17 protein-coding genes and 4 pseudogenes are annotated in these 23,462 nt (G+C 39.6%); 17 read left to right on the plus strand and 4 right to left on the minus strand.

Annotation, left to right across the window (positions count from 1 at the left end):
- Positions 1-122: 122 nt before the first annotated feature.
- Entirely contained in the window at positions 123-3,605 is a 3,483-nt protein-coding gene (locus tag JEU79_RS07510; protein ID WP_198263602.1) for a PPi-type phosphoenolpyruvate carboxykinase family protein, read from the minus strand.
- 382 nt (positions 3,606-3,987) lie between these two features.
- On the opposite strand from JEU79_RS07510, the gene pyk reads away from it, so the two are divergent.
- The 8 genes and pseudogenes from pyk (at position 3,988) to JEU79_RS07550 (ending at position 11,762) form a co-directional block, all read left to right on the plus strand.
- Positions 3,988-5,400, plus strand: a complete 1,413-nt coding sequence (gene pyk, locus JEU79_RS07515; protein WP_198263603.1) for a pyruvate kinase — start codon at positions 3,988-3,990, stop codon at positions 5,398-5,400.
- A 176-nt stretch (positions 5,401-5,576) separates the two neighbouring features.
- Positions 5,577-5,991 (plus strand): annotated as a pseudogene (locus tag JEU79_RS07520) (c-type cytochrome); the annotation flags it as partial.
- 29 nt (positions 5,992-6,020) lie between these two features.
- Positions 6,021-7,399: pseudogene (locus tag JEU79_RS07525) on the plus strand (cbb3-type cytochrome c oxidase subunit I).
- Between the two features lie 113 nt (positions 7,400-7,512).
- A complete protein-coding gene (locus JEU79_RS07530) occupies positions 7,513-8,112 on the plus strand; it encodes a cytochrome c oxidase subunit 3 family protein (protein ID WP_198263604.1) in 600 nt (199 codons plus the stop codon).
- Between the two features lie 5 nt (positions 8,113-8,117).
- The gene (locus JEU79_RS07535; protein WP_198263605.1) at positions 8,118-8,405 is read left to right on the plus strand and encodes a cytochrome C oxidase subunit IV family protein; all 288 of its coding nucleotides are present in this window, start codon (positions 8,118-8,120) and stop codon (positions 8,403-8,405) included.
- 61 nt (positions 8,406-8,466) lie between these two features.
- Positions 8,467-9,267, plus strand: a complete 801-nt coding sequence (locus JEU79_RS07540; RefSeq protein ID WP_198263606.1) for a CbbQ/NirQ/NorQ/GpvN family protein — start codon at positions 8,467-8,469, stop codon at positions 9,265-9,267.
- 86 nt (positions 9,268-9,353) lie between these two features.
- Positions 9,354-11,237 carry a nitric oxide reductase activation protein NorD gene (locus tag JEU79_RS07545; protein WP_198263607.1) on the plus strand — a complete coding sequence of 628 codons (1,884 nt, stop codon included), beginning with the start codon at positions 9,354-9,356 and terminating at the stop codon, positions 11,235-11,237.
- Between the two features lie 204 nt (positions 11,238-11,441).
- Complete coding sequence (locus JEU79_RS07550; RefSeq protein ID WP_198263608.1) at positions 11,442-11,762, plus strand: rhodanese-like domain-containing protein; 321 nt, start codon at positions 11,442-11,444, stop codon at positions 11,760-11,762.
- A 33-nt stretch (positions 11,763-11,795) separates the two neighbouring features.
- On the opposite strand, the gene JEU79_RS07555 is transcribed toward JEU79_RS07550, so the two are convergent.
- Both JEU79_RS07555 and JEU79_RS07560 read right to left on the minus strand, forming a co-directional pair.
- The gene (locus tag JEU79_RS07555; RefSeq protein ID WP_343074951.1) at positions 11,796-13,208 is read right to left on the minus strand and encodes a sigma-54-dependent transcriptional regulator; all 1,413 of its coding nucleotides are present in this window, start codon (positions 13,206-13,208) and stop codon (positions 11,796-11,798) included.
- Positions 13,208-14,692: a sensor histidine kinase gene (locus tag JEU79_RS07560; RefSeq protein ID WP_198263609.1), complete on the minus strand. Its 1,485-nt coding sequence runs from the start codon at positions 14,690-14,692 to the stop codon at positions 13,208-13,210. The genes JEU79_RS07555 and JEU79_RS07560 overlap by 1 nt, the downstream gene beginning before the upstream one ends.
- A 282-nt stretch (positions 14,693-14,974) precedes the next feature.
- On the opposite strand from JEU79_RS07560, the gene JEU79_RS07565 reads away from it, so the two are divergent.
- The 3 genes from JEU79_RS07565 to JEU79_RS07575 all read left to right on the plus strand — a co-directional run bounded on the left by JEU79_RS07565 (position 14,975) and on the right by JEU79_RS07575 (position 17,569).
- Positions 14,975-15,514 carry a hypothetical protein gene (locus JEU79_RS07565; RefSeq protein ID WP_198263610.1) on the plus strand — a complete coding sequence of 180 codons (540 nt, stop codon included), beginning with the start codon at positions 14,975-14,977 and terminating at the stop codon, positions 15,512-15,514.
- A 236-nt stretch (positions 15,515-15,750) separates the two neighbouring features.
- Entirely contained in the window at positions 15,751-17,154 is a 1,404-nt protein-coding gene (locus JEU79_RS07570) for an SLC13 family permease (protein ID WP_198263611.1), read from the plus strand.
- 67 nt (positions 17,155-17,221) lie between these two features.
- Positions 17,222-17,569, plus strand: coding sequence for a hypothetical protein (locus tag JEU79_RS07575; RefSeq protein WP_198262487.1), 348 nt, complete (start codon positions 17,222-17,224; stop codon positions 17,567-17,569).
- Positions 17,570-17,826: 257 nt separating this feature from the next.
- On the opposite strand, the pseudogene JEU79_RS07580 reads toward JEU79_RS07575, so the two are convergent.
- Positions 17,827-18,989, minus strand: a pseudogene (locus tag JEU79_RS07580) (IS3 family transposase).
- Between the two features lie 243 nt (positions 18,990-19,232).
- Between JEU79_RS07580 and JEU79_RS07585 the strand changes: the two are divergent.
- From JEU79_RS07585 to JEU79_RS28440, 6 genes and pseudogenes are all read left to right on the plus strand, one after another.
- Positions 19,233-19,517, plus strand: coding sequence for a hypothetical protein (locus JEU79_RS07585; RefSeq protein ID WP_198263612.1), 285 nt, complete (start codon positions 19,233-19,235; stop codon positions 19,515-19,517).
- On the plus strand, positions 19,501-19,866 hold the full coding sequence (locus tag JEU79_RS07590) for a hypothetical protein (protein ID WP_198263613.1): 366 nt from the start codon (positions 19,501-19,503) through the stop codon (positions 19,864-19,866). Before JEU79_RS07585 ends, JEU79_RS07590 begins: the two co-directional genes overlap by 17 nt.
- Before the next feature lie 127 nt (positions 19,867-19,993).
- Positions 19,994-20,212 carry a hypothetical protein gene (locus tag JEU79_RS07595; RefSeq protein WP_198263614.1) on the plus strand — a complete coding sequence of 73 codons (219 nt, stop codon included), beginning with the start codon at positions 19,994-19,996 and terminating at the stop codon, positions 20,210-20,212.
- 48 nt (positions 20,213-20,260) lie between these two features.
- On the plus strand, positions 20,261-20,581 hold the full coding sequence (locus tag JEU79_RS26245; RefSeq protein ID WP_198263033.1) for a transposase: 321 nt from the start codon (positions 20,261-20,263) through the stop codon (positions 20,579-20,581).
- On the plus strand, positions 20,559-21,422 hold the full coding sequence (locus JEU79_RS07600) for an IS3 family transposase (protein ID WP_246540100.1): 864 nt from the start codon (positions 20,559-20,561) through the stop codon (positions 21,420-21,422). The genes JEU79_RS26245 and JEU79_RS07600 overlap by 23 nt, the downstream gene beginning before the upstream one ends.
- A 775-nt stretch (positions 21,423-22,197) precedes the next feature.
- Positions 22,198-23,350 (plus strand): annotated as a pseudogene (locus tag JEU79_RS28440) (IS3 family transposase).
- Positions 23,351-23,462 lie beyond the last annotated feature (112 nt).

The following is a 23,462-nucleotide window of genomic DNA, read 5'->3' on the forward strand; positions in this document are numbered from 1 at the left end:
GCGTTTCTTGCCTTAGCAACACCCTATCAGAACAGTAGGATGCTGCTGCTGAGGTACGAAGCGCATCATCAAGCGTATGAACTGAATAATAACGTTAATTATTAATCAGAACTCAGATTATTTTACATTGGATCTGCACCCAACGTTCCCACTAACTCATCTAAGTAAGCCTGACTGGAAACCTGAGTCAGTTTATCTTGAGCTTTACTGAGTTGTTTGGATATTTTCAAACGACTGGCTTCTTCAGCATGGCTATCACGTTCCAGGAAGTTGCTTAAGTAATCGATATGACGCTGCCATAAAGCAATGTCACGTTCTTGCTTCACTTCTAAACGGCGTTTATACCAATCAGAAGACAGAAGGGCTTCTTTAGTGAACATGGCGCGAATTTCAGGGTGATGGGCATCCTTACCTTCGTATTCACCATGCGCCATAATATAAATTAAGGCTTTTAGTGGTGGACAGGCCTGTTCGATTGAACCATCATCAATATATTCCAGTGCCACTTTTTGCTGTGCTTCAACGATATTATTAATGCCATCGACAAAATCATCCATACTCTGGGTTTCAGGGCAAAGAATCTTTTCATCAAATACCGCAGAGGGATTATCAAAGATCTTGCCGAAAAATCCATGCACAAATAGATTGGTGATGCGATAGCCTAAACGACTAGCCAATACTTTCTTACCATTATGTTCAAAATCTTCCAGTTTTTCTAATTGTCCCTTGTTGATCAGGTAATCAGGCCGTCTCTTTTCGGGTTTTAATAGCGCCCAAATTTCCGGGATAATTAAACTGATGTCATGATTGACCTTTGTATGTGGGCCGACATAGCCAGCAGCACTACTAAAGCCTGAATAATCAGTCAGAATATAAGATACCAGGGCATTGTTTACATCGGCAGTAGGCAAGAGTGCATTAAATGGCCCCTTGGTTAATGCGCCTTCAGAGCCTGCTCCGGTTGTTGAAGGTGATTTACCGGTAAGACTGCAAATGAAGTCCATAAACAGTTCAGGTAATTCCTGATAATGAATAGGATTGTAAACAGCCAAAGAACGAATGCCGGCTGCTGGCTCAGGCGGGTTGTTGCGACGTCCGGTTAGGACTGCATCTACAGGAAAGCAAATGGCTTCTTCTAATGAAGCGCGACGATGAAAACGAGCACTCATTTTCGCTAAGTATAATTTAATGGGATGAGCAATATCAGAACGCAGTTGTAAATAGCGTGGGTTTTTACTCGGTGCACCATTTACCATCAAAGGGTGTGCTGAAGAAACGGCCATTTTACCTTGTGCAAGGCTATCTAATAACAAATCACGCATGGGGGCTGTATACTGATCAAATTCAACCTGATCTTCACTGAGTTCTTTTAACATATCAGGTGTTAAAGGTTGATAGTTGGCAACGAAGTTGCCTTTCATTGCCATTTCTAATTCAGTTTGTTTATCAAAACCTTTGATAATCGCATCATCAGGACGTTGGAATAAACGATACTCACAGTTCTTAACCAGTTTGACACATTCATGGTTATTTTTTTCTGGCATATTGATTAGACGTTTTGCTGGGACAACAACAGAAGCACTGATGTCATCCTCCATTTGCAATTTATCAGCAACAATATAATCCTGACGCATTTTATAGATACGCCATGCACCATCTTGATCGAAGCCCACACGTAAATAGGACATGATTAACTGACGGCATTGGTATTTTAGCTCGTGGCCTTGCACACCGTCGATAAGATCAACTGTAAAGTGTTTCTTCCAGTTGTCACCCCATTCTTCACGATAAAAACGCTTAATAATAAAGGCCAGTGCTTTGCTTGACTCAGGAATTTTTTCTAACCAGGCATTATATTCAGGGGTGAATTTTCTTTCTGATTGAGTCAGCATTTTAATCATTGAACCCAAACTACGTTCCATACTTAAGGGTGAACGTGGTGGGTGATCATTATAATCAGGAGTGAACTCAGGCAAATAGCGTTTGGAATAATCGTAGTTGAAGATCTCATCCATACGTTCCATGGCTTCATCAAGCTTATTGACAAATAAAGGGCCATAAATTACGGCATCATCAATGGCCTTGGATATTTCTGATTTGCCACCACCAGAAACGGTGGAAGGTTTGTGACAGAAAGTGCCTTCCGCATCCGTACCGACAATGCGCCAGGAGGGTGCTTTAGGGTGCTTTTCCATGGCAATTTTATAGCCACTGGGATGCATATAAATTAGCCCGGGCTTGAGCTTGATAGTCTGGGTTTTGCCATTGCTAGTCCAGGAAACCGTTTGCTGATTGAGATCCATTTGTAAATTGGTTTCAGGTACATATAAAATTTGTGGGAATTGCTTATCAATGGCATAACCTTCTTCCTGAAGATCCATAATGTCGCCATATTTTTCCACAATATCAGAAAAATGATATTCAGTGTTTTTGGTACGGCAGTCCTTTCCAAATTCTTCGCCATGGTTATAACGAGGAAAGGCTAAAGCACCACCGGAGTGTTCTTCTTCGGCTAAACCAAACAAGTTGGTAGAATAGCTGATTTGAGTTTTGACTTCTTTTTTACAATAGCCGAAATAATTGTCTGCTAAAATGGTGACAATGACACCGCGCTTATCACGGGCAGTAATTTTAAAGGGTTGGCCATTATTATAAAGCTCGTCTTCACTGCTCCAGCACATACCATCTTTTATATGTCTTTCAGTGGCATCATCAATGTGTGGCAGGCCAAGGTCTTTTTTCTTCATGCGCACGAGGTGTGGTGCAAGAATGACACAGCCGGTATGTCCTACCCAGTGTTCAATGTCTAAACCGGCATCATTTTCAGCCAAACTGGGATTGCCGGCATTACCAAAAATACTCTCAACAAAATCCAGATTGCTGGCTAATGTACCCGGTGCGAAAAAGCGAATTTCCATGCTTTTTTCAGCTTCTGACTGACTGGGATCATGTGTTGGAATTTCAGGACATACAATGGGGCGCAATAAAATAGAGAGAAAACTTTCTGCCTGCTCTTCCTGAGTTGAAGTAAAGGGTAGGGTCATTAACTCTTTGGGTGGATTTAATGCTTCATGTAATAGACTGGCATAAGCAATTTTAGGAACCGCTTTCTTATCACCGGGAACCGGCAAGCCGCCTTCGGCAATATGAAATGAACCGGCAGTGGTGCGACGGTCGCGAGAGGTGTTATGTAATACCCCTTGGCTGACGCGGAAGCTTTTTACAAATTCTGATTCAAAATAATCGCCATCAGCGGGTAAGGATAATTCACGAGCCACGCCATGGCGGTCAAGAATTAACGTGTTAGAGGGTAATACTGTGCTTTTATCACAACCACTATCTTGTAGATAATCATCCAAAAAGTCTTGAATACGCTGATCAGCAGGACAAAGATATTGTGATAACAAGCGTGATTTTTCACGATAACTTTCTAAGAGGTCGTCTGCAATAGAGAAAAAATCATTATCACAATCCTGAGCTTTGCAGGCGGGGAGTCCGGAAGAATGTAGCTTGAGATTAATATAAAGCTGAATACGTTTTTTTTCTTCGGCAGCTTCGAGAGTGTCGCTACAACTATTTACGCCTAATGATTTTGCTAAATCCATATTATATAGTACCTTTTTACATCATTTGTACAATCAAGTAGTTTGGGGCATCGCAATTATGGGAATTGTTACTAAAGCTATCCCCATTCAGATATCCTTATCAGCTATTGCTTTTGCCTAGCTATCCACGGATGATGGAATCGTATCTCCAAGTGTCACGGATATACGAGCGGTAATTTAGCAGATTTGAGATTGTTTTTAAATGTATGGAAGAAAATAAGGATATTCTAAATCTTTGTTTTTCAATGAAGATAATAAATATTTTTTAAGCTTTTCATACAGATAATAATATTATTTGCTAAAATGATTGAGTTAGATTTTTTTTACTCCCAATGTTTTCCTTCGTTTCATCGATACAAAAAGAGGTTTTTAAGGCAATTTTATGAAATATCCAATCAACAAAACCAAAATTGTTTGTACTATTGGTCCTGCTACGGATTCCATAATAAAGATGGAAGCATTATTACATGCTGGAATGAACGTCGCTCGTCTAAATTTTTCCCATGGTGATTTTACCAGTCATGGCGAAATAATTAAAAAGCTCAGAGAGGCATCGGCAAATACCGGTAAACGTCTGGCTATTATGGCTGATTTACCAGGGCCAAAAATGCGTATTGGCCAGCTTAAAGAAGAGCCCATTGAGTTAGAAAAAGGCGATGCTTTTATTCTGACCACAGAAGACATAATCGGCGATCGACAGCGTGTCTCTATCAGCTTTGAGGCTTTGCCAAAAATCGTTAAAGCGGGTGATACGTTGTACCTTAATGATGGTATTATTTCTCTGCTGGTCACTGAAATCATTGGTAATGATGTTTGTTGTGAAGTGCATGCCGGTGGTGAACTGCGTTCTAGAAAGGGCTTGAATCTACCGGGAATAGAATTGGGCTTTAGTGCCTTTACCCCACATGATAGAGATTGCCTGGAATTTGCTTTAGAGCAGGGGGTCGATGCGGTGAGTCAATCCTTTGTTGCCAATAAAGATGATATTCTGGACTTAAGAAAAGCTGCGACAGACCTAGGCTTTAAGCCCTTTGTCATTGCCAAAATTGAACGCTCAGGTGCTTTGGATAATCTGGATGAAATTTTAGCCGTAAGCGATGGCATTATGGTGGCACGGGGCGATTTAGGAGTAGAAATTCCCATTGCTTCAATTGCCATTACACAAAAACAAATTACGAAACTGGCCAGTCAATATTGCCGGCCAGTGATCACCGCCACCCAGATGTTAGAGTCCATGACTGAACATCGTCGTCCTACTCGTGCAGAAGCAACTGATGTGGCCAATGCCATTCTTGATGGCACTGATGCAGTGATGTTGTCGGGAGAATCTGCTATGGGACAGTATCCGATTGAAGCTACCGCGATGCTGGCAGAAATCGCCTGTGTTACCGAACCGCATCGAAAATTAGATAGGGGTCTGGAGCGCCTAGGTGAAAAGAAAAAAATGGAAGAATTGATCGCCCATAACCTACAATTATCTGTGAGAAATATGCAGCCTGCTGCAGTTATCACGCCTACTCGTTCAGGTAGTATGCCACGAAATGTCACTCGTTATTGTTTACCGGTATGGATCACAGCCTTTAGTGCGGATGAAAAAACCTGTCAATCTTTGCAGTTTTCCTATGGTGTTTACCCCATTAAAGCCGATGAGGATATGGCAGAATGGACGCCATTTTTACGTCGTTGGTATCAAGAACAGGGAATTTATGAGGGCATAGTCTTATTGGCTCAAGGGCCATCACCCGAATACCCTTGCAGTAATCATCGCTTGGAATTTATTGACCTAGGCTTGTAATAGCAGGGCTATAGTAAGTGCAAATTCTATAGAATGTTCGATTCATGTCTATAAAATGTGCTGAATGACAACAAAGTCGTGAACTAGTTCCATGAAAGCAGACCTACTTGACATATATCAATGAGACAATTAGAGCTTTAATGGATACTAATCCAACATAAAAATAGGAGTTAGCCATGAGTGAAGTGTTCACAAAAAACATGGCCAGAAATATCTTTTATGGAGGCAGTGTATTCTTCTTCCTACTACTTCTGGCCCTTACCTTCGACACGCAAGGCGTTCTCGCCGAGCGTGACCATCGAAAAATATCACCCCGGAAGTTGTTCTGGGTAAAAAGTCTGGGAAGACAACAACTGTGTTGGTTGTCATACCATTTTAGGCGAAGGCGCTTACTTTGCACCGGAGCTGGGCAATGTTTACACCCGTTTTGGTAATAGTAAAGAAGCCATTATTGGTTTCATTAAAAGCCGTCCTAAAAATGGTATTCCTGGTCGCCGCAGCATGCCTCAGTTTAACCTGAGTGATGAAGAGCTGAATGGCATCGCTGAGTTCCTTAAATGGACCTCAGAAGTCAATACGGCTAACTGGCCCCAAACATTCAAGGTTAAGGGAGCGAGACTATGCAATATCAATCACAATCCGTTGCGAAGCTGTATTTTATCGCGGCCATTGCCCTGTTTGTCGGGCAAATACTCTTTGGTGTCGTCTTAGGCGCCCAATATATCTGGGGAGACTTCTTATTCCCAGCTATTCCATTTAATGTTGCCCGTATGGTGCATACTAACTTACTCATCGTCTGGTTATTGTTTGGCTTTATGGGCGCTGCGTACTACCTCATCCCCGAAGAATCTGAAACCGAGCTATTCAGCCCTATGTTGGCCATGCCCTGTTCTGGATATTTCTCGCGGCGGGTGTTGCGACTATCCTAGGTTACTTACTCGTCCCTTATGCCACCTTGGCAGAGATGACCATGAATGACCTCTTGCCCACCATGGGACGAGAATTCCTCGAACAACCCACGATAACCAAAATTGGTATTGTGATTGTGGCTCTGGGTTTCTTATTCAATGTTGGCATGACCATGCTTAAGGGTCGTAAAACCGTCATTAGTATGATTATGTTTATTGGTCTGACCGGTTTAGCCGTATTCTTCTTGTTCTCCTTTGTTAATCCAGCCAACCTGATTTTAGACAAATTCTGGTGGTGGTGGGTTGTTCACATGTGGGTTGAAGGTGTTTGGGAATTAATCATGGGCGCAATGCTGGCCTTTGTACTGATTAAAACCACCGGTGTGGATAGAGAAATCATTGAAAAATGGTTGTATGTCGTTATCGCTATGAGCCTTATTACGGGCTTAATCGGTATGGGACATCACTACTACTGGATTGGTACTCCTGAGTACTGGCAGTGGTGGGGTTCTATCTTCTCAGCCATGGAGCCTATTCCTTTCTTTATGATGGTTTTATATGCCTTTAATATGGTCAACCAACGTCGTCGTGAGCACCCTAATAAGGTGGCTGTTTTATGGGCGCAGGGTACGGCTGTGATGGCATTCTTAGGCGCTGGCGTCTGGGGTTTCATTCATACTTTAGCCCCTGTGAACTATTACACCCACGGTACGCAAATCACCGCAGCTCATGGTCACATGGCTTTCTATGGTGCGTATGTGATGATTAACCTGACCATTATTTCCTATGCTATGCCACTGCTTCGCGGTCGTGCAGCAGCGAATAGTAATCGTGCGCAGGTGGTTGAAATGTGGGCTTTCTGGTTAATGACAGTGGCGATGGTATTCATTACCTTGTTCCTGACGGCAGCCGGTGTACTACAGGTTTGGTTACAGCGTTATACTGAAAATCCTATGAGCTTTATGGCCGTGCAGGAAAAACTGGAAATCTTCTATCTTCTACGTGAGCTAGCCGGTCTGGTATTCTTAATCGGTCTGGGGGTTTATGTGTATAGTTTCTTTGTCGGTGGTGAGGAGGAAGCGACTGCATAGAAAGCCTTAAGTTCTAAGCGTTAAAAATAGAGGCGGGGCTTAATCACCCCGCCTTTTTTATGTGTGGTATTTAATTTTTTAAAGTTCTAATTTTTAAAATAATGGTATATATAATGTCTATAGGTTCTATTAAAGCGGATAATAAAATTTTGCTAAAAAAAGATCCCTTACCGGGTGACTTAGCAATTTGGTTTTTTATTATGGCGGAATTACTTGTATTTGGACTGTTTTTTATGGTTTATGTCTATGTACGTAACAACAATGTGGAGTTGTTTAATACCTACCAACTAGAATTACATCGTATTGCAGGGGTGATCAATACGATTGCTCTGATCACCAGTAGTTATTTTGTTGCCCTGAGTGTGCATGCGATAAAACAAGATCAAGTTAAACGCAGTGGTCATTTAATCTTACTTGCTTTAGCAATGGGTGCTGTTTTTGTGGTGGTAAAACTATGGGAATACTCCCATGTATTTGGTGCAGGTATCCATTTAAGTACCAATACCTTTTATACCTTTTATATTTCTCTGACCTTTTTTCATTTTATGCATGTCTTAATGGGCATGGTTATCCTTGGCGCTGTATATCGCTTTATCCGGCAGGGAAAATACTCAGCCAGTGAACACCTGGGCATAGAAACCGGTGCGTCCTATTGGCACATGGTCGATTTAGTCTGGATTATTTTATTTCCTCTTGTTTATGTGATTAGGTAAGCTTTATGTCATCAACTAGATTTACATCAAGTACAAAATTAACCGTAATATGGATAATACTCATACTTCTGACGTTAAGTTCGTCCTTGGTTGCTTATTTTGAATTGTCAGGTCTTTATATTGTTGCTTTTGTATTACTAACGGTAAGCATCAAAGGTCAATTAATTATTGATTACTATATGGGAATGAAGAATGTTCGAGGATTTTGGCGATTTGCCTTACTAGGATTTATTATCGTCATACCGCTGGTTGCAATGACGGGCTATTACTTAAGCTTAATGACAGTAGATTGAAAGAAAAAATTAACTGTAAATGAACTATAAATGAACTATAAAAGATGAGAAGCGAATAAAAATGAGCACTGACACACAAGCCACTGATATCCCTTTTTATTCACCACAAGGGAATGAACAAGCCCTATTTGAACATGCCTATGGTAATCAATTGCCGGTCTTGTTAAAAGGCCCAACGGGTAGCGGTAAAACCCGCTTTATTGCTCACATGGCAGCAAAACTCAATGTGCCTTTATACACTGTCTCATGTCACGATGATTTAACGGCTTCTGATTTAGTAGGACGTTATTTAATCGGTGATAGTCAAACTATCTGGAATGACGGGCCACTGACCCGTGCTGTTCGTGAAGGTGGTATTTGCTATCTGGATGAAGTGGTAGAAGCACGAAAAGATACCACGGTGGTTATTCATCCGCTAACAGATGATCGTCGTATCCTGCCCATTGACCGTACTGGCGAAACCTTGCATGCCCCGAATAATTTTATGTTAGTTGTATCTTATAACCCAGGTTATCAAAGTATGATGAAAGGCTTAAAACCGAGTACTCGACAGCGCTTTATTTCCATGAGTTTCAATTATCTTAAACCCGCTCAGGAACAGGCAGTGGTTGAAGCGGAAACGGGTATTGAAGCACACATGGCGAAAAAATTAGTGGCCATGGCCAATGCATTGAGACAACTAAAAGATCATGATTTAGAAGAAGGTGCAAGTACCCGTTTATTGGTTTATACGGCAAGATTAATCAAGTCTGGCTTTGATCCTGTGGAAGCTTGTCTGGCAGGTTTAATCGAACCCTTAAGTGATGAACAGGATGTGGTTGAAGCATTGATGGAAGTAGTTTATGCCTCATTTGGTAAGTAGCTTTGCTTAAGTGACCTTTCTTAAATACCATTAGGACAGTCGTTTTATAAGTCACAATTAACGAACAAAAATAAAGAGCAAGAATAGTGGAAGAACAAGTCGGTCAAATCTGGAATAACTTTGTTACTAACTTATCCGATAAGAGCTTTAAAGAATCAACGGTTAGTTTACAGACAGTAAGCAAGCCGCTAGGGATTTTTTTTCGTGCCTTGGGTGGTAACAATGCTTTGAGAATTGTTGAGTCTACAGCAACGCAACATTTTGCCAAACGTAATTGGAAACATCGTGTTGCGGGGACGGGAAAATATGTTGAACTGAGTTGGCAGGATGATGATACCCTACATTTACCCAAGCAAATTAATGTCTTTCCAAGCACAGAACTGAATAAAGATTTGTATTATTGGCTTGCCGCAATCAATGCCCACACATTGGAAAATCCGTCAGCTAAAGCCAGAGGCTTGCAAGGCTGGTTTGTTTATAGTCAAACCATTACGGTAGAGGTCATAGAACGTTTTCCTGGCTTACATTCACGTTATCTACGTTTGGTTGATGCCTATATACAATTACGTCATCTGGATGAGAAGTTCAATGAACAGGAACTCGCTCAGGAAGAAGCAATTGCTCGCGCTTTAATTGAACCGGGTTGTATGGATAAGATCCCTACCAGTCAATATGCTCCGAAGCCAGTATTACTTTGGCCTCACCCCAATCCACCGGAAGTAATCGATTTAAGTAGCCGACGTTCACAGCCTGATAAAGATGTTGAAGGTGAATCAAAACCTTCAAAGCCTGAGCAAACAAAAAAAGAAAATAAACGTCGTAATGCTGAACGGGTTGATATGCCTGATGGCAAAGATGGTTTTATTTTACATCACTTTGAAAGTATTTTTGGTTTCAGTGAATTTTTGAATATAAACCGTAGCACCGACGACGACGATGAAGCCGATCAGGATAAGGCAGATAAAAATGCTGATGATATGGATTTTCTTTCCGTTGCCAGAGATAATAAAACCAAGGGCGGTAAGGTCAAATTCGACCTAGACTTACCGGCAGAATCAATGGATGAAGTGATCCTTGAAAGTGATGTGCTGTTGCCTGAATGGGACTACAAAAAACAACTCATGCTAAAAGATTATTGTTCTGTCATAAACTATATGCACAATACGGGGGAAGCGGGTGAGTTACCGGAAAACCTGCGTCGCACAGCAAAAAAACTGCGCCATCAGTTGGAAGCTTTAACCAGTAAACGCGTCTGGCATCGGCATCAAAGTGAAGGCAGTGAATTGGATTTGGATGCCTATATCAATTATGTCGGCGAACGTTTCAGCGGACATAAAGTGGAACAACCGGATTTATATCAGCAATTGCGCTCTTCAGAAAGAGACTTATCGTGTTTATTATTAGCGGATCTTTCATTATCTACCGATACCTGGCTATCCAATGAAGCACGTATTATTGATGTGATCCGAGATTCCTTGTTTTTATTCAGTGAAAGTTTGCGTAATACTGGCGATCAATTTTCTATCTATGGTTTTTCATCCAAAAATCATGGTCATATTCGTTTTAATACCCTGAAAACCTTTAAAGAAAAATACAATGGCATCGTGCGCTCGCGTATCCAGGCGATTAAACCCGGATTTTATACCCGCATGGGAGCCGCAATACGTTATGCTTCGGTGAAATTGGAACAACAAGATACCCAACAGCGCTTATTGCTTATCCTCACTGATGGCAAGCCTAACGATTTAGATCGTTATGAAGGACGCTATGGTGTCGAAGATACTCGCCGTGCTATCCATGAAGCCAAAGCAAAAGGTTTACAAACCTTCTGCATCACCATTGACGATCAGGGTGGGGAATACCTGCCGCACATCTTTGGCACAAATGGTTATACGATTATTAGAAAACCAGAGCATTTACCGCAGAAATTACCGTTATTGTATGCGAATTTAACCACTAATCCCAGCTAGTGCCCATCCGTTTATTGCATTCGATAGAGCTCCCCCTAAAGAAGGGGGGAAGCTAAAAGCGGAATAAACGGATGAACACCAGCTAAGATGTCATTACTTTTTTAGCAATCATGCTAGAAGTAATGAATAATACTTGACTGTTATGGTCAAGTATTATTAAATGTCTCTAAAATTATTATGTTTGATAAAGTTTAGAGACATTTAATGCAAGAAATGAATCCCCAAGAAGTTCAAGAACACCTGAAAAATAGTAGTACCAAACCCTTATTGCTGGATGTACGTGAGCCATGGGAGTATGACGTTTGCCATATCGAAGGCGCACAGCTAGTCCCCATGAATAGTATTCCTGCTCAGATGAGCAAGCTGGATCCTGAACAAGAAATTATCATTATTTGCCATCATGGTGTCCGTAGTCGTATGGTTGGACGCTTTTTAGAAGCAGCAAAATTCAGCAATCTTATTAACCTGACCGGTGGTGTTGCAGCCTGGGCTCAGTCAGTCGATTCTGAAATGGCAACATATTAAGCTAAATAAATCAGTTTGAACCTACTGATTCATTTAGGCTAATGCATGTTTCTTTATTTTGCGCCATAAAGAAACCCTGTCAATGCCTAATATGGCTGCTGCTTTAGTCCGGTTGCCACCACATTTATCCAATACCCACTTAATGTATTCAATTTCTTGTTCATCTAATGTGGGAAGTTTATTTTTATTGAAACGCATCACTGAAATTGAATGTTCGGTCAGAGAAGTAGGAAGTTGACTTAGAGTGATTTTCTTTTCCGTTGACAGCACAATGGCGCGCTCAATGATATTTTCTAGCTCTCGTATATTTCCCGGAAAACCATATTGGTTTAAAATATCCATAACTTGAGGATCAAAATCTTCGATTTTTTTATGCATATTTTGTGTATGCTTTTTTAAAAAATAATAGGCCAGTAGGGGGATGTCATCAATACGTTCCGATAAAGGAGTCAAATGAATTTGAATGACATTGAGGCGATAAAATAAATCCTGGCGGAAATGCCCCTCAGATACTTCGAGTTCTAAATCGCGGTTGGTTGCAGCCAAAAAGCGCACATTAATGGGATAAGTTTTTGTACCACCTAGGCGTTGAATTTCATTTTCCTGTAAGACTCTTAATAATTTAACCTGCATCCCCAAGGACATTTCGGCAATTTCATCAAGAAATAAAGTACCACCTTCTGCTGCTTCAACCAGGCCCTGCTGTGAACTATTTGCGCCGGTATAAGCACCTTTTTCATGACCAAATAATTCATTGGCTAATAACTCTTCTTGCAATGCGCCACAATTAATTGCGACAAAGGGCTTATTGGAACGCTGGCTATGGGTATGAATAAATCGAGCCGCTAATTCTTTGCCAGTACCACTTTCACCGGAGATAATCACCGAACAATCAGATGGTGCAATCTGTTTCATTGTATCGAGAAGACGTAATGTGGGCGGATCCTGAGTAATGATAGGGTGTGAATTATGGTCTTCGATGAGATTCGATTTGAGCTTTTTATTTTCTCGTTTTAAGGTCACTAATTCTAAAGCGTGTTTAACTATTTCCCTGATTTCATCTAATTGATAGGGCTTGCTTAAATAATGATAAGCCCCCATTTTCATGGCTTGTACAACCGAGTCATAAGAGCCATGACCTGTTAGCATGATAACGGGTAGGTCAGGATCAACTGCCTGGGCTTTTTTTAGAATTCCCATGCCATCTACTTTGTCCATTTTCAAATCTGTAATCACGACATCAAAATTTTTCTCTTCAAGCATTTTAAAACCACCCGTTCCGGTACTTCTGGCGGTGACTTGAAAACCCTGTTTGCTAAATAAATGGGTCAGATTTTTTACTGCAATAGGCTCGTCATCAATGATTAATAAATGGGGCATTAATTTATCTTCTTCTTTTGTTGATGTTGATAGGGTCGATGTTGTTGGTGAATTAACTTCTATCATCATGATTGTAATGCTTGGGTGCAGGGTAGGCGAATAATAAATTCTGCTCCCTTATCGGGCTGGCTGATGACGCCAATTTCTCCGGCATGTTCACGAATAATTTCTTGCACAATGTAGAGACCAATTCCCATGCCTTTGCCCGGTGCTTTGGTGGTGTAAAAGGGATCGAATATATGCACAATACTTTGTTCATCAATACCGACACCAGTATCCTTAATACTCAAACTGGTATAGGCCATGTCTGGAATGCTCGCTTGTAAAGGCTTTTTGACATCACCAATGATATAGGCATTATCCGGAAGGGCATTGGAATTGTCCCAGCAGAAACTGGCTTTAAGCTCAATTTGGTTATGTGAATCACCGGCATCGGTAGCATTGTTAATTAGATTAATTAACACTTGCTGAAAACGTTGTCTATCGACATTGATAAATAATTTGTCGGGGATATCCGTTAAAATAGGCGGTAGATGCTTTAATTCATTGGCGAGTAATAATAGTGTATTATCAACTAACTCGACTAATTGAACCGGCTCAATAATAAAATCCCGGTGGCGACCAAAGTCTTTTAAAGCGTTGACAATTTTATGGGCACGCATGGTTTCGCTATCAATTTGTTCTAACCAGCTTATTAATAATTGACGATCAGTACTATCAATTTCTTCTTTTAACAATTGGCAGGAAGAGAGAATGTTTCCCAATGGGTTATTCAGCTCATGGGCTACTCCGGAGATTAAAACGCCTAATGAGGCAAGTTTTTCCGTGTGTAATAATCTTTTTTTTCGTAAATCCAGCTCATAGAGCATTTTATTGAAAGCATTGGTAAAATTGATGATTTCCTGTTCATCGCTGATGATTTCTAATTGTTCAAACTGACCCTGAGCAATAGGCTGTAAGCGATTTTCAAGTTCTCGCAGAGGCCTAACAACCAAGCGGCTCAGTCGGTAGCCGATAACTAAGGTGATTAATGCAGTAATAAATATGGCACTGACTAAGGTCCATTGTGTGGTGTTTAGAGATTGTAAGAGGGATTTTCTTTCTTGTGAGGCAAAATGATCGGCTATCGTTGAGAGTTGATGGCCTAAAGGACGAATTTTCCCCGATAAGTTTTCATTTTTTTGTTGCTCCCATTGAGACCAGTAGCGAGTTAGTAATACTTGGTATTCAGCTAATAAGGTTTGCAAATTATTCAGATCAATTTTTGACCATAGACTGGCATAACTAGCATGGTTTTGTTCGAGGTTATGGATGGCTTCGCGGGTAAAAACGAGGATGCTCTCCAGTTCCTCTTTATTATGATAGAGAAAAAGGTTTTTTTCATGGCGGCGCATTTCAAGAATATCATCTTTAAAATTGCCTATTACCACGCCTTCTCTCACCTGTTGTTGTAAATATAACAAATTAAAAAATGCGAATAGGCAAAGCAATACAATAAAAGTAGCCAATAGATAAAAGGCTCTGGATGTTTTGTGGCGTATGCTATTCATTGATTTATTCGAAAAAGGGTTTGGTGGTGTTTGATGCGTATTGTAACATAAATGAAACATTTGCGATGCAAATTGCAACACTTTGTGAGGCTATGGTATTAGTAGTTTAGAATAAAATTCTATTTATGTGTTGCAATATGTAACGATAGCTATTATTTTGCATTTCTGCTTTCAATAAAATCAATGACTTAGTTGTTATTGTTGTTGGCCTAATTTTTGCTAAAACAAGGGCAATACAATAATTTAGTTATATTCTATATCGTTACATTAGGGTCATTTTAAATGATAGAAAGCTTAAAAAAAGTAATGGATGGTTTGTCAGCACAATATGTGAATGACAACCTGTCAACTGTCAATAAAATAGAAGTGTTGAATCATCGCAAGCCCAGAATCATTAAGCGTCCTGCTAAACTATCCGTTGATCTTAATCTTGAAAAGGATTTACAGCAAAGTCAGCCTACTTTATGCACTAAGAGACATATCGCCTTATTATGTGATGATACGACAAATCATAACGTTTTGAGCTATGTTTTGGGTAATTCAAGTGACTGTAATGTTGATATCCTATATCATGGTGCTCATAAGAATACACAAGCCGATTCTTTCTATAAGCAGGCACGTTTAAGTTTTCTGGAAAATAATGTGGATATCCGTTTAGTTAAACTCATTAATGACTCCATTGCTGAGGTTAAAGACTATTTGGTTCAGCAACGTTCTCTACAATACTTAGTCAGTGATTCCCATGATGCATTAATTAAAGATTTTTTAAATAATAAATTATTTAAAAATCAAATTAATGTGCCTATCGTGTTAATTAACTAGTGTTCATTCGTTTATTCTAGAATTACTTGATAGTTGTGACTGTAGGGTGGGCATGGCTTTATTTGCCCACGCTGAAAGTGTGCATAATAAACTCCTGAGTCAGCGTAGCAAATAAAGCCATGCTCACCCTACTATTTTATGCAGATAAAGAACTCTGACTCACGCTGGTAATGCCAAAGAGTTTAAAACAAAAAAATTTAAAATAAAAGTGGATTAAAAATTTAAAAGAGAGCTCTATGAAAGATAAATTAAAACTACAAAAAAAGAAAATTATTGCCGGGATCATCTTCCTGATTGCGGCATTCTTTATGGCGACTATTGTACCGACGGTGCAAATGTCATGGGTTATGGGCTTGTTGTTACTGACCATATACTTGTTTGCTTTTGAGGTGTTAGAAGTCGATGTAACGGCGATTTCAATTATGGTACTGCTGGGCTTATCGACTTTATTTGCTCCCCTTATGGGTCTGGAAGCGGGGCTGGTTTCAACCGACAGACTCTTTGATGGTTTCTCCAGTAATGCGGTGATGTCAATTATCGCTGTCATGATTATTGGTGCAGGTCTGGATAAAACCGGCATTATGTCAAAAGTAGCTTCTTTTATTCTGGATGTGGGTGGTACATCAGAAAAACGCATTATTCCTATCGTTTCCAGTACTGTCGGCTTTATCTCTTCTTTTATGCAAAACGTTGGTGCAGCAGCCTTGTTTATTCCTGTCGTGAGTCGGATTTCTGCTCGTTCAGGTTTGCCGATGTCGCGCTTATTAATGCCTATGGGCTTTTGTGCGATTTTAGGTGGTACAGTCACCATGGTGGGTTCATCACCTTTGATTCTGTTAAATGACTTGATTCTGACTACCAACCATTCGTTGCCAGAAGCGCAACAGATGGAAACATGGGGCTTGTTCTCAGTGACGCCAGTGGGTATCGCATTAGTCTTAACGGGTATTCTTTACTTTGTAATAGCAGGGCGCTTTGTTTTGCCAAAAGGTACCGGCAAGATTGATGCAAATACTGCAACCAATACCATGGACTATTTCCAAAATATTTATGGCATTGACTATGCAATGTTCGAAGTAGTCGTACCCGCAGACAGTCCTTTGGTGGGTCATGTTCTGAATGATATTGAGCATGAGGGGCATATACGAATCATTGCCGCTATTAAAGGTAATACCAAAGATGTGACCATTGGTGCCAATGGCGTGGCTCGTGACTATACCATTGATGCCAACACTGTATTGGGTATTTTAGGTTCAGAAAAACACATTACGCACTTTGCCGATGATTATAAATTAGACGTTAAAGATGATTTAGAATTTTTTCAGGACACCTTATCTTCAGCCCGTTCAGGTGTTGCAGAAGTGGTTATTCCACCCGGCTCACAATTAATTGATAAGTCAGCCCGTGATGTTTGGCTGAGAAAAACCTATGGTTTGGCCATGGTTGCCTTGCATCGTGATGGTGATACTTTAGGCGCTGGTGAAGGTATTCGTGATTTACCTTTTCAGGCGGGTGATACATTAGTCGTACATACCTTATGGACTAATTTGGATCGCATTACTAAAGACAAAAACTTTGTTGTAGTAACAACAGAATATCCACATGAAGAAACCCGTCCCCATAAACAAGCCGATAAATAAAGGTGTTGATAAATGCGATAAATTAAGCTATTATTCTTGTAAAATCAACATTTAAGGGGATATCTAAATGGATAAAATATCTTCTGATATAAAACAACCAAGAATTCCAGTTGAAATTAACGATATTCAGGTTAATTTTTGCAAAAATCCATTGTGCCAAAATTATGGTGTTCCTGCCAGCACAGAAAGCCAAGTTAAACTCCATAAATCACAAAAAGACTGCTACAAATTATCAAGTGGTAGTCGAAAGCCAGTTACTAAACTGATTTGCAAGTCTTGTAATGAGTTATTCCCAGTTAAGAGCAATCAAGGAATTTGGGATGAATTACAGCGAATTGAAGAATATTTAAAAGAAACTCCAGAGGTGTCATGCCCTGATAATGATGTGTCAACACTTTTCCGGACAGTTTTCTAAATATTTTTTTGGCTGTTTCAAGTGATTTTTGTCATTTTGTATTTCCTATCATTTTAGTTTCTCATGTTAACTTTAAACAGATGAAGAGAAAGGGCTTTGCCCTCTGGAACGATAGAGCCGTTCCATTCACCCAAGGTATTTTCACAACGGTAATGATCCTGTTACAATATCTTCACGGCACAGGCTGAGGAGCCGATGGCCGTCAACGGTAATGGGCGGCATTTATGTCGCCTTTTACCCCTCTTCAATCAATCGATTTAAGCTATTTCCTGCTGTATTTCATAATCGACTGGTGACAAATAATCATTAGCCGAATGAAGTCGCTCCCGATTATAAAATACCTCAATATATTCAAATATTGCCTGCTTTGCTTCTACTCTGGTTTTGAATCGACAATGGTGCGTCAATTCAGTTTTCAAACTATGAAAGAAGCTCTCTGATACAGCATTGTCCCAGCAATTTCCTTTGCGGCTCATAGACTGAATTATGTTATGATCCGACAATATTTTTCTATGACTATCAGAGGCATATTGGCTACCTCGGTCAGTATGCCAAAGCAATCCATCCATTGGTTTACGCTTCCATATGGCCATCAGTAAAGCATCATTGACTAGCTTGGCTTTCATTCGCTCATCCATCGACCAGCCAACAATTTGCCTAGAGAATAAGTCAATGACAACCGCTAAATATAACCAGCCTTCCTTGGTGGCAATATAGGTAATATCACCCACATAGTAGCGATCAGGTTGAGAGACAGTAAACTCTCTTTCCAGTAAATTTGGAGATATACGCTTATTATTATTTGGAATTAGTCGTCGCTTTAAAGCGTCTCTTCGTTTTACAAAACAAACCGGCTTTTTTCATTAATCGACCAATTCTCCGGCGGCTTATATGAACGCCTTTTTCAGCCAGTTTTCTTTTTAAGACGACGGGTTCCATAAGTCTTGCGACTGTCTTCAAACAGTTTTTTAGCTGCTCAGTAAGCGCTTCATTTTCTTTCTCTCTATCCGTTTTAGGAGAGCTAACCCAATCATAATAGCAACTACGGGAAACATCCATAAAACGGCACAGAATCGTTACCGGGTAATCTTTAGCCTGATCAGTTATCCATGCGTACTTCACAAAGTTTCCCTTGCAAAGTACGCTGTGGCCTTTTTAATAAATCACGCTCCTGAATCACTTTTGCCAATTCTTTTTTCAGACGTTTTACTTCATCATAAATGTGTTCATCACTTCTATTGGCTACCGTCTTCACCGGTTTGGAATATTTACTGATCCAGGTATGTAGAGTATTTACATTAACACCTAGCTCCCTGGCAGTCTGAGAAACGGGTTGATCCGTCTCATTAGCTAATTTGACAGCTGATTCTTTAAATTCTGATGTATAGCTTTTATTCGGTTTTTTTGTTTGATCATTCATTTTAGGTCACATTTTTTAGTTATTTTAAGTTGTGTGTCCGGTTAAGTATAGCCACATTATAATTCATGTAAAAATAATCTCATTAGTATTAAGTTAGGAAAAGAATTTTACCAGTCTTTTGGGAAAACAAAATCAGGTTCTAGTCGTTATCGATGCAAGTCTTGTAAGAAAACATTTTCAGTTAAACAATCTACAACTGGTCAAAAACAGCCTCATAAAAACAATCTTATTTTCAAACTTCTAATGAATAAATCCCCTTTAAGGCGAATCTGTGAAGTTGCTGATGTTGGTATGGCGACTGTTTATGCAAAAATTGATTTTCTGCATAAACAGTGCATGACCTTTGTATCAGAAAGAGAACAGAGGTTAATTAAAAGCAATATAAAGCGACTTTATGTTAGCGTGGATAGACAGGAATATATTGTTAATTGGACAAGACGAGAAGATAAACGAAATATTAAACTTTCAGCAATCGGTAGTGCTGACAATGAAACGGGCTACGTATTTCAAAATGAATTTAAACTATGATCCTTGTATTAGCCCTATTGAAATAGAAGAAAATGCTTTATCTGTTAATGATTATAATGCCCAATACGCCTATCGAAAACATGCAAGATTCTGGTTGAATGGTGATTATAAAGAGAGTGTGAAAAATTCAAGATCCAAAAAGACAAATGGATCATCTTTAAGTGCCGATATATCAGCAACATACAAGGATGCAATTTCTCGTGATGATATAGAAGAATCAGAAGCTCTCTATCAAGTACAAAAATTGCCTCAAAATGGAATGCAGATCCATTCTGAATATACGATGTATGGACATTTCTTTTTTATACATAAATTGTTCAGTGGTGTTGAAAAAATCAGATTCTTTTAGATCAAGATTCTGGAATGAGAGCAACCTGCTTAACAGCTTTCCATAACGAAATAAAAAATAGAAGCTGTGATGCTTTTTATGTTCGAATAACAAAGGATTTAACTGTTGATGAAAAGCGGAGAACTTAATGATTCCAGGAACTATTTTTCAGATCAGCAAAAAAGAACACCCTGATTTATCAAAAAATAAAATAAAATTAAAAATAATAAAAGATCGATTAGAAAACATGCAGGAAATTGGAAACTGGAAAGATAAATGGCTTTTACACCCTTTTCCTAATATGTCTGAACCAGAAAAAGCGATTTGTTATCTTACTGATTATGGTGACTATAATGTATATACTTAACCGGACACACAACTTAAAATAACTAAAAGATAAAAAGTGTGACCTAAAATGAATGATCAAACAAAAAAACCGAATAAAAGCTATACATCAGAATTTAAAGAATCAGCTGTCAAATTAGCTAATGAGACGGATCAACCCGTTTCTCAGACTGCCAGGGAGCTAGGTGTTAATGTAAATACTCTACATACCTGGATCAGTAAATATTCCAAACCGGTGAAGACGGTAGCCAATAGAAGTGATGAACACATTTATGATGAAGTAAAACGTCTGAAAAAAGAATTGGCAAAAGTGATTCAGGAGCGTGATTTATTAAAAAGGCCACAGCGTACTTTGCAAGGGAAACTTTGTGAAGTACGCATGGATAACTGATCAGGCTAAAGATTACCCGGTAACGATTCTGTGCCGTTTTATGGATGTTTCCCGTAGTTGCTATTATGATTGGGTTAGCTCTCCTAAAACGGATAGAGAGAAAGAAAATGAAGCGCTTACTGAGCAGCTAAAAAACTGTTTGAAGACAGTCGCAAGACTTATGGAACCCGTCGTCTTAAAAAAAAAACTGGCTGAAAAAGGCGTTCATATAAGCCGCCGGAGAATTGGTCGATTAATGAAAAAAGCCGGTTTGTTTTGTAAAACGAAGAGACGCTTTAAAGCGACGACTAATTCCAAGCATAATAAGCGTATATCTCCAAATTTACTGGAAAGAGAGTTTACTGTCTCTCAACCTGATCGCTACTATGTGGGTGATATTACCTATATTGCCACCAAGGAAGGCTGGTTATATTTAGCGGTTGTCATTGACTTATTCTCTAGGCAAATTGTTGGCTGGTCGATGGATGAGCGAATGAAAGCCAAGCTAGTCAATGATGCTTTACTGATGGCCATATGGAAGCGTAAACCAATGGATGGATTGCTTTGGCATACTGACCGAGGTAGCCAATATGCCTCTGATAGTCATAGAAAAATATTGTCGGATCATAACATAATTCAGTCTATGAGCCGCAAAGGAAATTGCTGGGACAATGCTGTATCAGAGAGCTTCTTTCATAGTTTGAAAACTGAATTGACGCACCATTGTCGATTCAAAACCAGAGTAGAAGCAAAGCAGGCAACATTTGAATATATTGAGGTATTTTATAATCGGGAGCGACTTCATTCGGCTAATGATTATTTGTCACCAGTCGATTATGAAATACAGCAGGAAATAGCTTAAATCGATTGATTGAAGAGGGGTAAAAGGCGACATAAATGCCGCCCATTACCGTTGACGGCCATCGGCTCCTCAGCCTGTGCCGTGAAGATATTGTAACAGGATCATTACCGTTGTGAAAATACCTTGGGTGAATGGAACGGCTCTATCGTTCCAGAGGGCAAAGCCCTTTCTCTTCATCTGTTTAAAGTTAACATGAGAAACTAAAATGATAGGAAATACAAAATGACAAAAATCACTTGAAACAGCCAAAAAATATTTAGAAAACTGTCCGGAAAAGTGTTGACACATCACTATGATGAAGACCATCAGGCATGGTTATATAACAAAGCCTCCATGCATGGGATTGATAATTTTTTTTATGCAGGTTAGACGTAGATTATCATTATTAGAGCGAGTTATTTCATCTGCCAGCAGTTCTGGCAGAAGGTGGTATGGGTATTCTGCTTACAACCCAAAGAACATTGTTAAGTTACTCGATATATTCCGAGTTTATTATAATTATTGTATTGCAGGAAAAGACAAAAAAACACCCGCTATGCGTTTAGGTCTGGCAAAAGGCATTGTTAGTCCAGAAGACATCATTTATTTTTCACCTAATTAACTATGAGCCATTATGAATAAAACAATTTTCAAACAACTTAAGAAAGACAAAGGTAACTGGCTCAATGAAACAGAAGTACGCCAGGGATGGATAAAGATTATTGGTGATGTATAGTGGACCCGAAAACTGGACAATAGGTTAAGATATAAGAGCTAACCTAACGGGGAACAAAAAATGAGCACAAAAAGAAAAACATTCAACAACAAATTTAAAGCAAAAGTAGCCATTGAGGCTTTGAAAGGTCAAAAACAGTCGCAGAAATTGCGTCAGAATTTGAAGTGCACACCACCCAGGTCAATAGCTGGAAAAAGCAGATGCTTGATGGTGCAGCCGATACTTTTTCAAAAAAATTAGAGAATAAAGATGCTGAACATGAAAAGGAAAAAGAACACCTGTACAGCCAAATAGGTCAACTAAAAGTAGAGGCTGACTGGCTGTCAAAAAAGTTGAAGATGTTCAACTGAGTAGAGCAGAAAAGCGGTGTTGCATAGAAAAAGAGCACCCTCAGTTGAGCATCAAAAAACAATGTGAGCTTATCGGCCTGAACCGTTCAAGCTATTACTATCAACCTAAAAAGCCTCTGCAAAATAAAGATTTAACATTAATGAATTTGATGATGAGTTGTACATAAAACATCCATTCTATGGCAGTCGTCAAATTCGTAATGCATTAAGATTGAAATGTTATAAAATTAATCGTAAAAAGTTCAACGGCTTATGCGGATCATGGGATTGGTTTCAGTGGCACCAAAACCCAATACCAGCAAGCCTTGCAAAGTAAATAACCTCTATCCATATTTGCTCAAAGGAATTGATATTAATAGGAATAACCAGGTTTGGTGCACAGATATCACGTATTTACGGATGCCACATGGATTTGTCTACCTAAGTGCTGTTATGGACTGGAGTAGCCGTTTTGTGCTGTCCTGGGAAGTGTCAACCAGCATGGAAGAAAGCTTTTGTATCAGTAGTCTGGAAACAGCACTGCGACGATATGGAAAGCCAGAAATCTTCAATACGGATCAAGGTGCTCAATATACTAGCAGAGCATTTACAGGTGTTCTAAAGGCCAATGATATAAAAATCAGCATGGACGGCAAAGGCAGAGCAATGGAAACATTATGATTGAACGACTCTGGCGAAGTGTAAAATATGAGGAAATTTACCTCAAGGATTACCAAAGTATTGATGAGCTAAAGAGCTCATTAAAGGAATATTTTGAGTTTTACAACCATGAACGACCACACAGTACACACGGTGGAAAAACGCCTGCAGAGATCTATGGCGTGATGAAAGAAGTTGTTCCAGACTTAAAACGGGCAGCATGATGAGAGGATAATCAACTTTACTGGCAACCGCCTTGTCCACATATCCACAGGCCAAGCCAGTAGCCCTGAGATATATCGCAAGCGTCTCTGGACTACTGGCAGACCTGTGGAT

The organism is sulfur-oxidizing endosymbiont of Gigantopelta aegis (assembly GCF_016097415.1).
Lineage (GTDB): Bacteria > Pseudomonadota > Gammaproteobacteria > GRL18 > GRL18 > GRL18.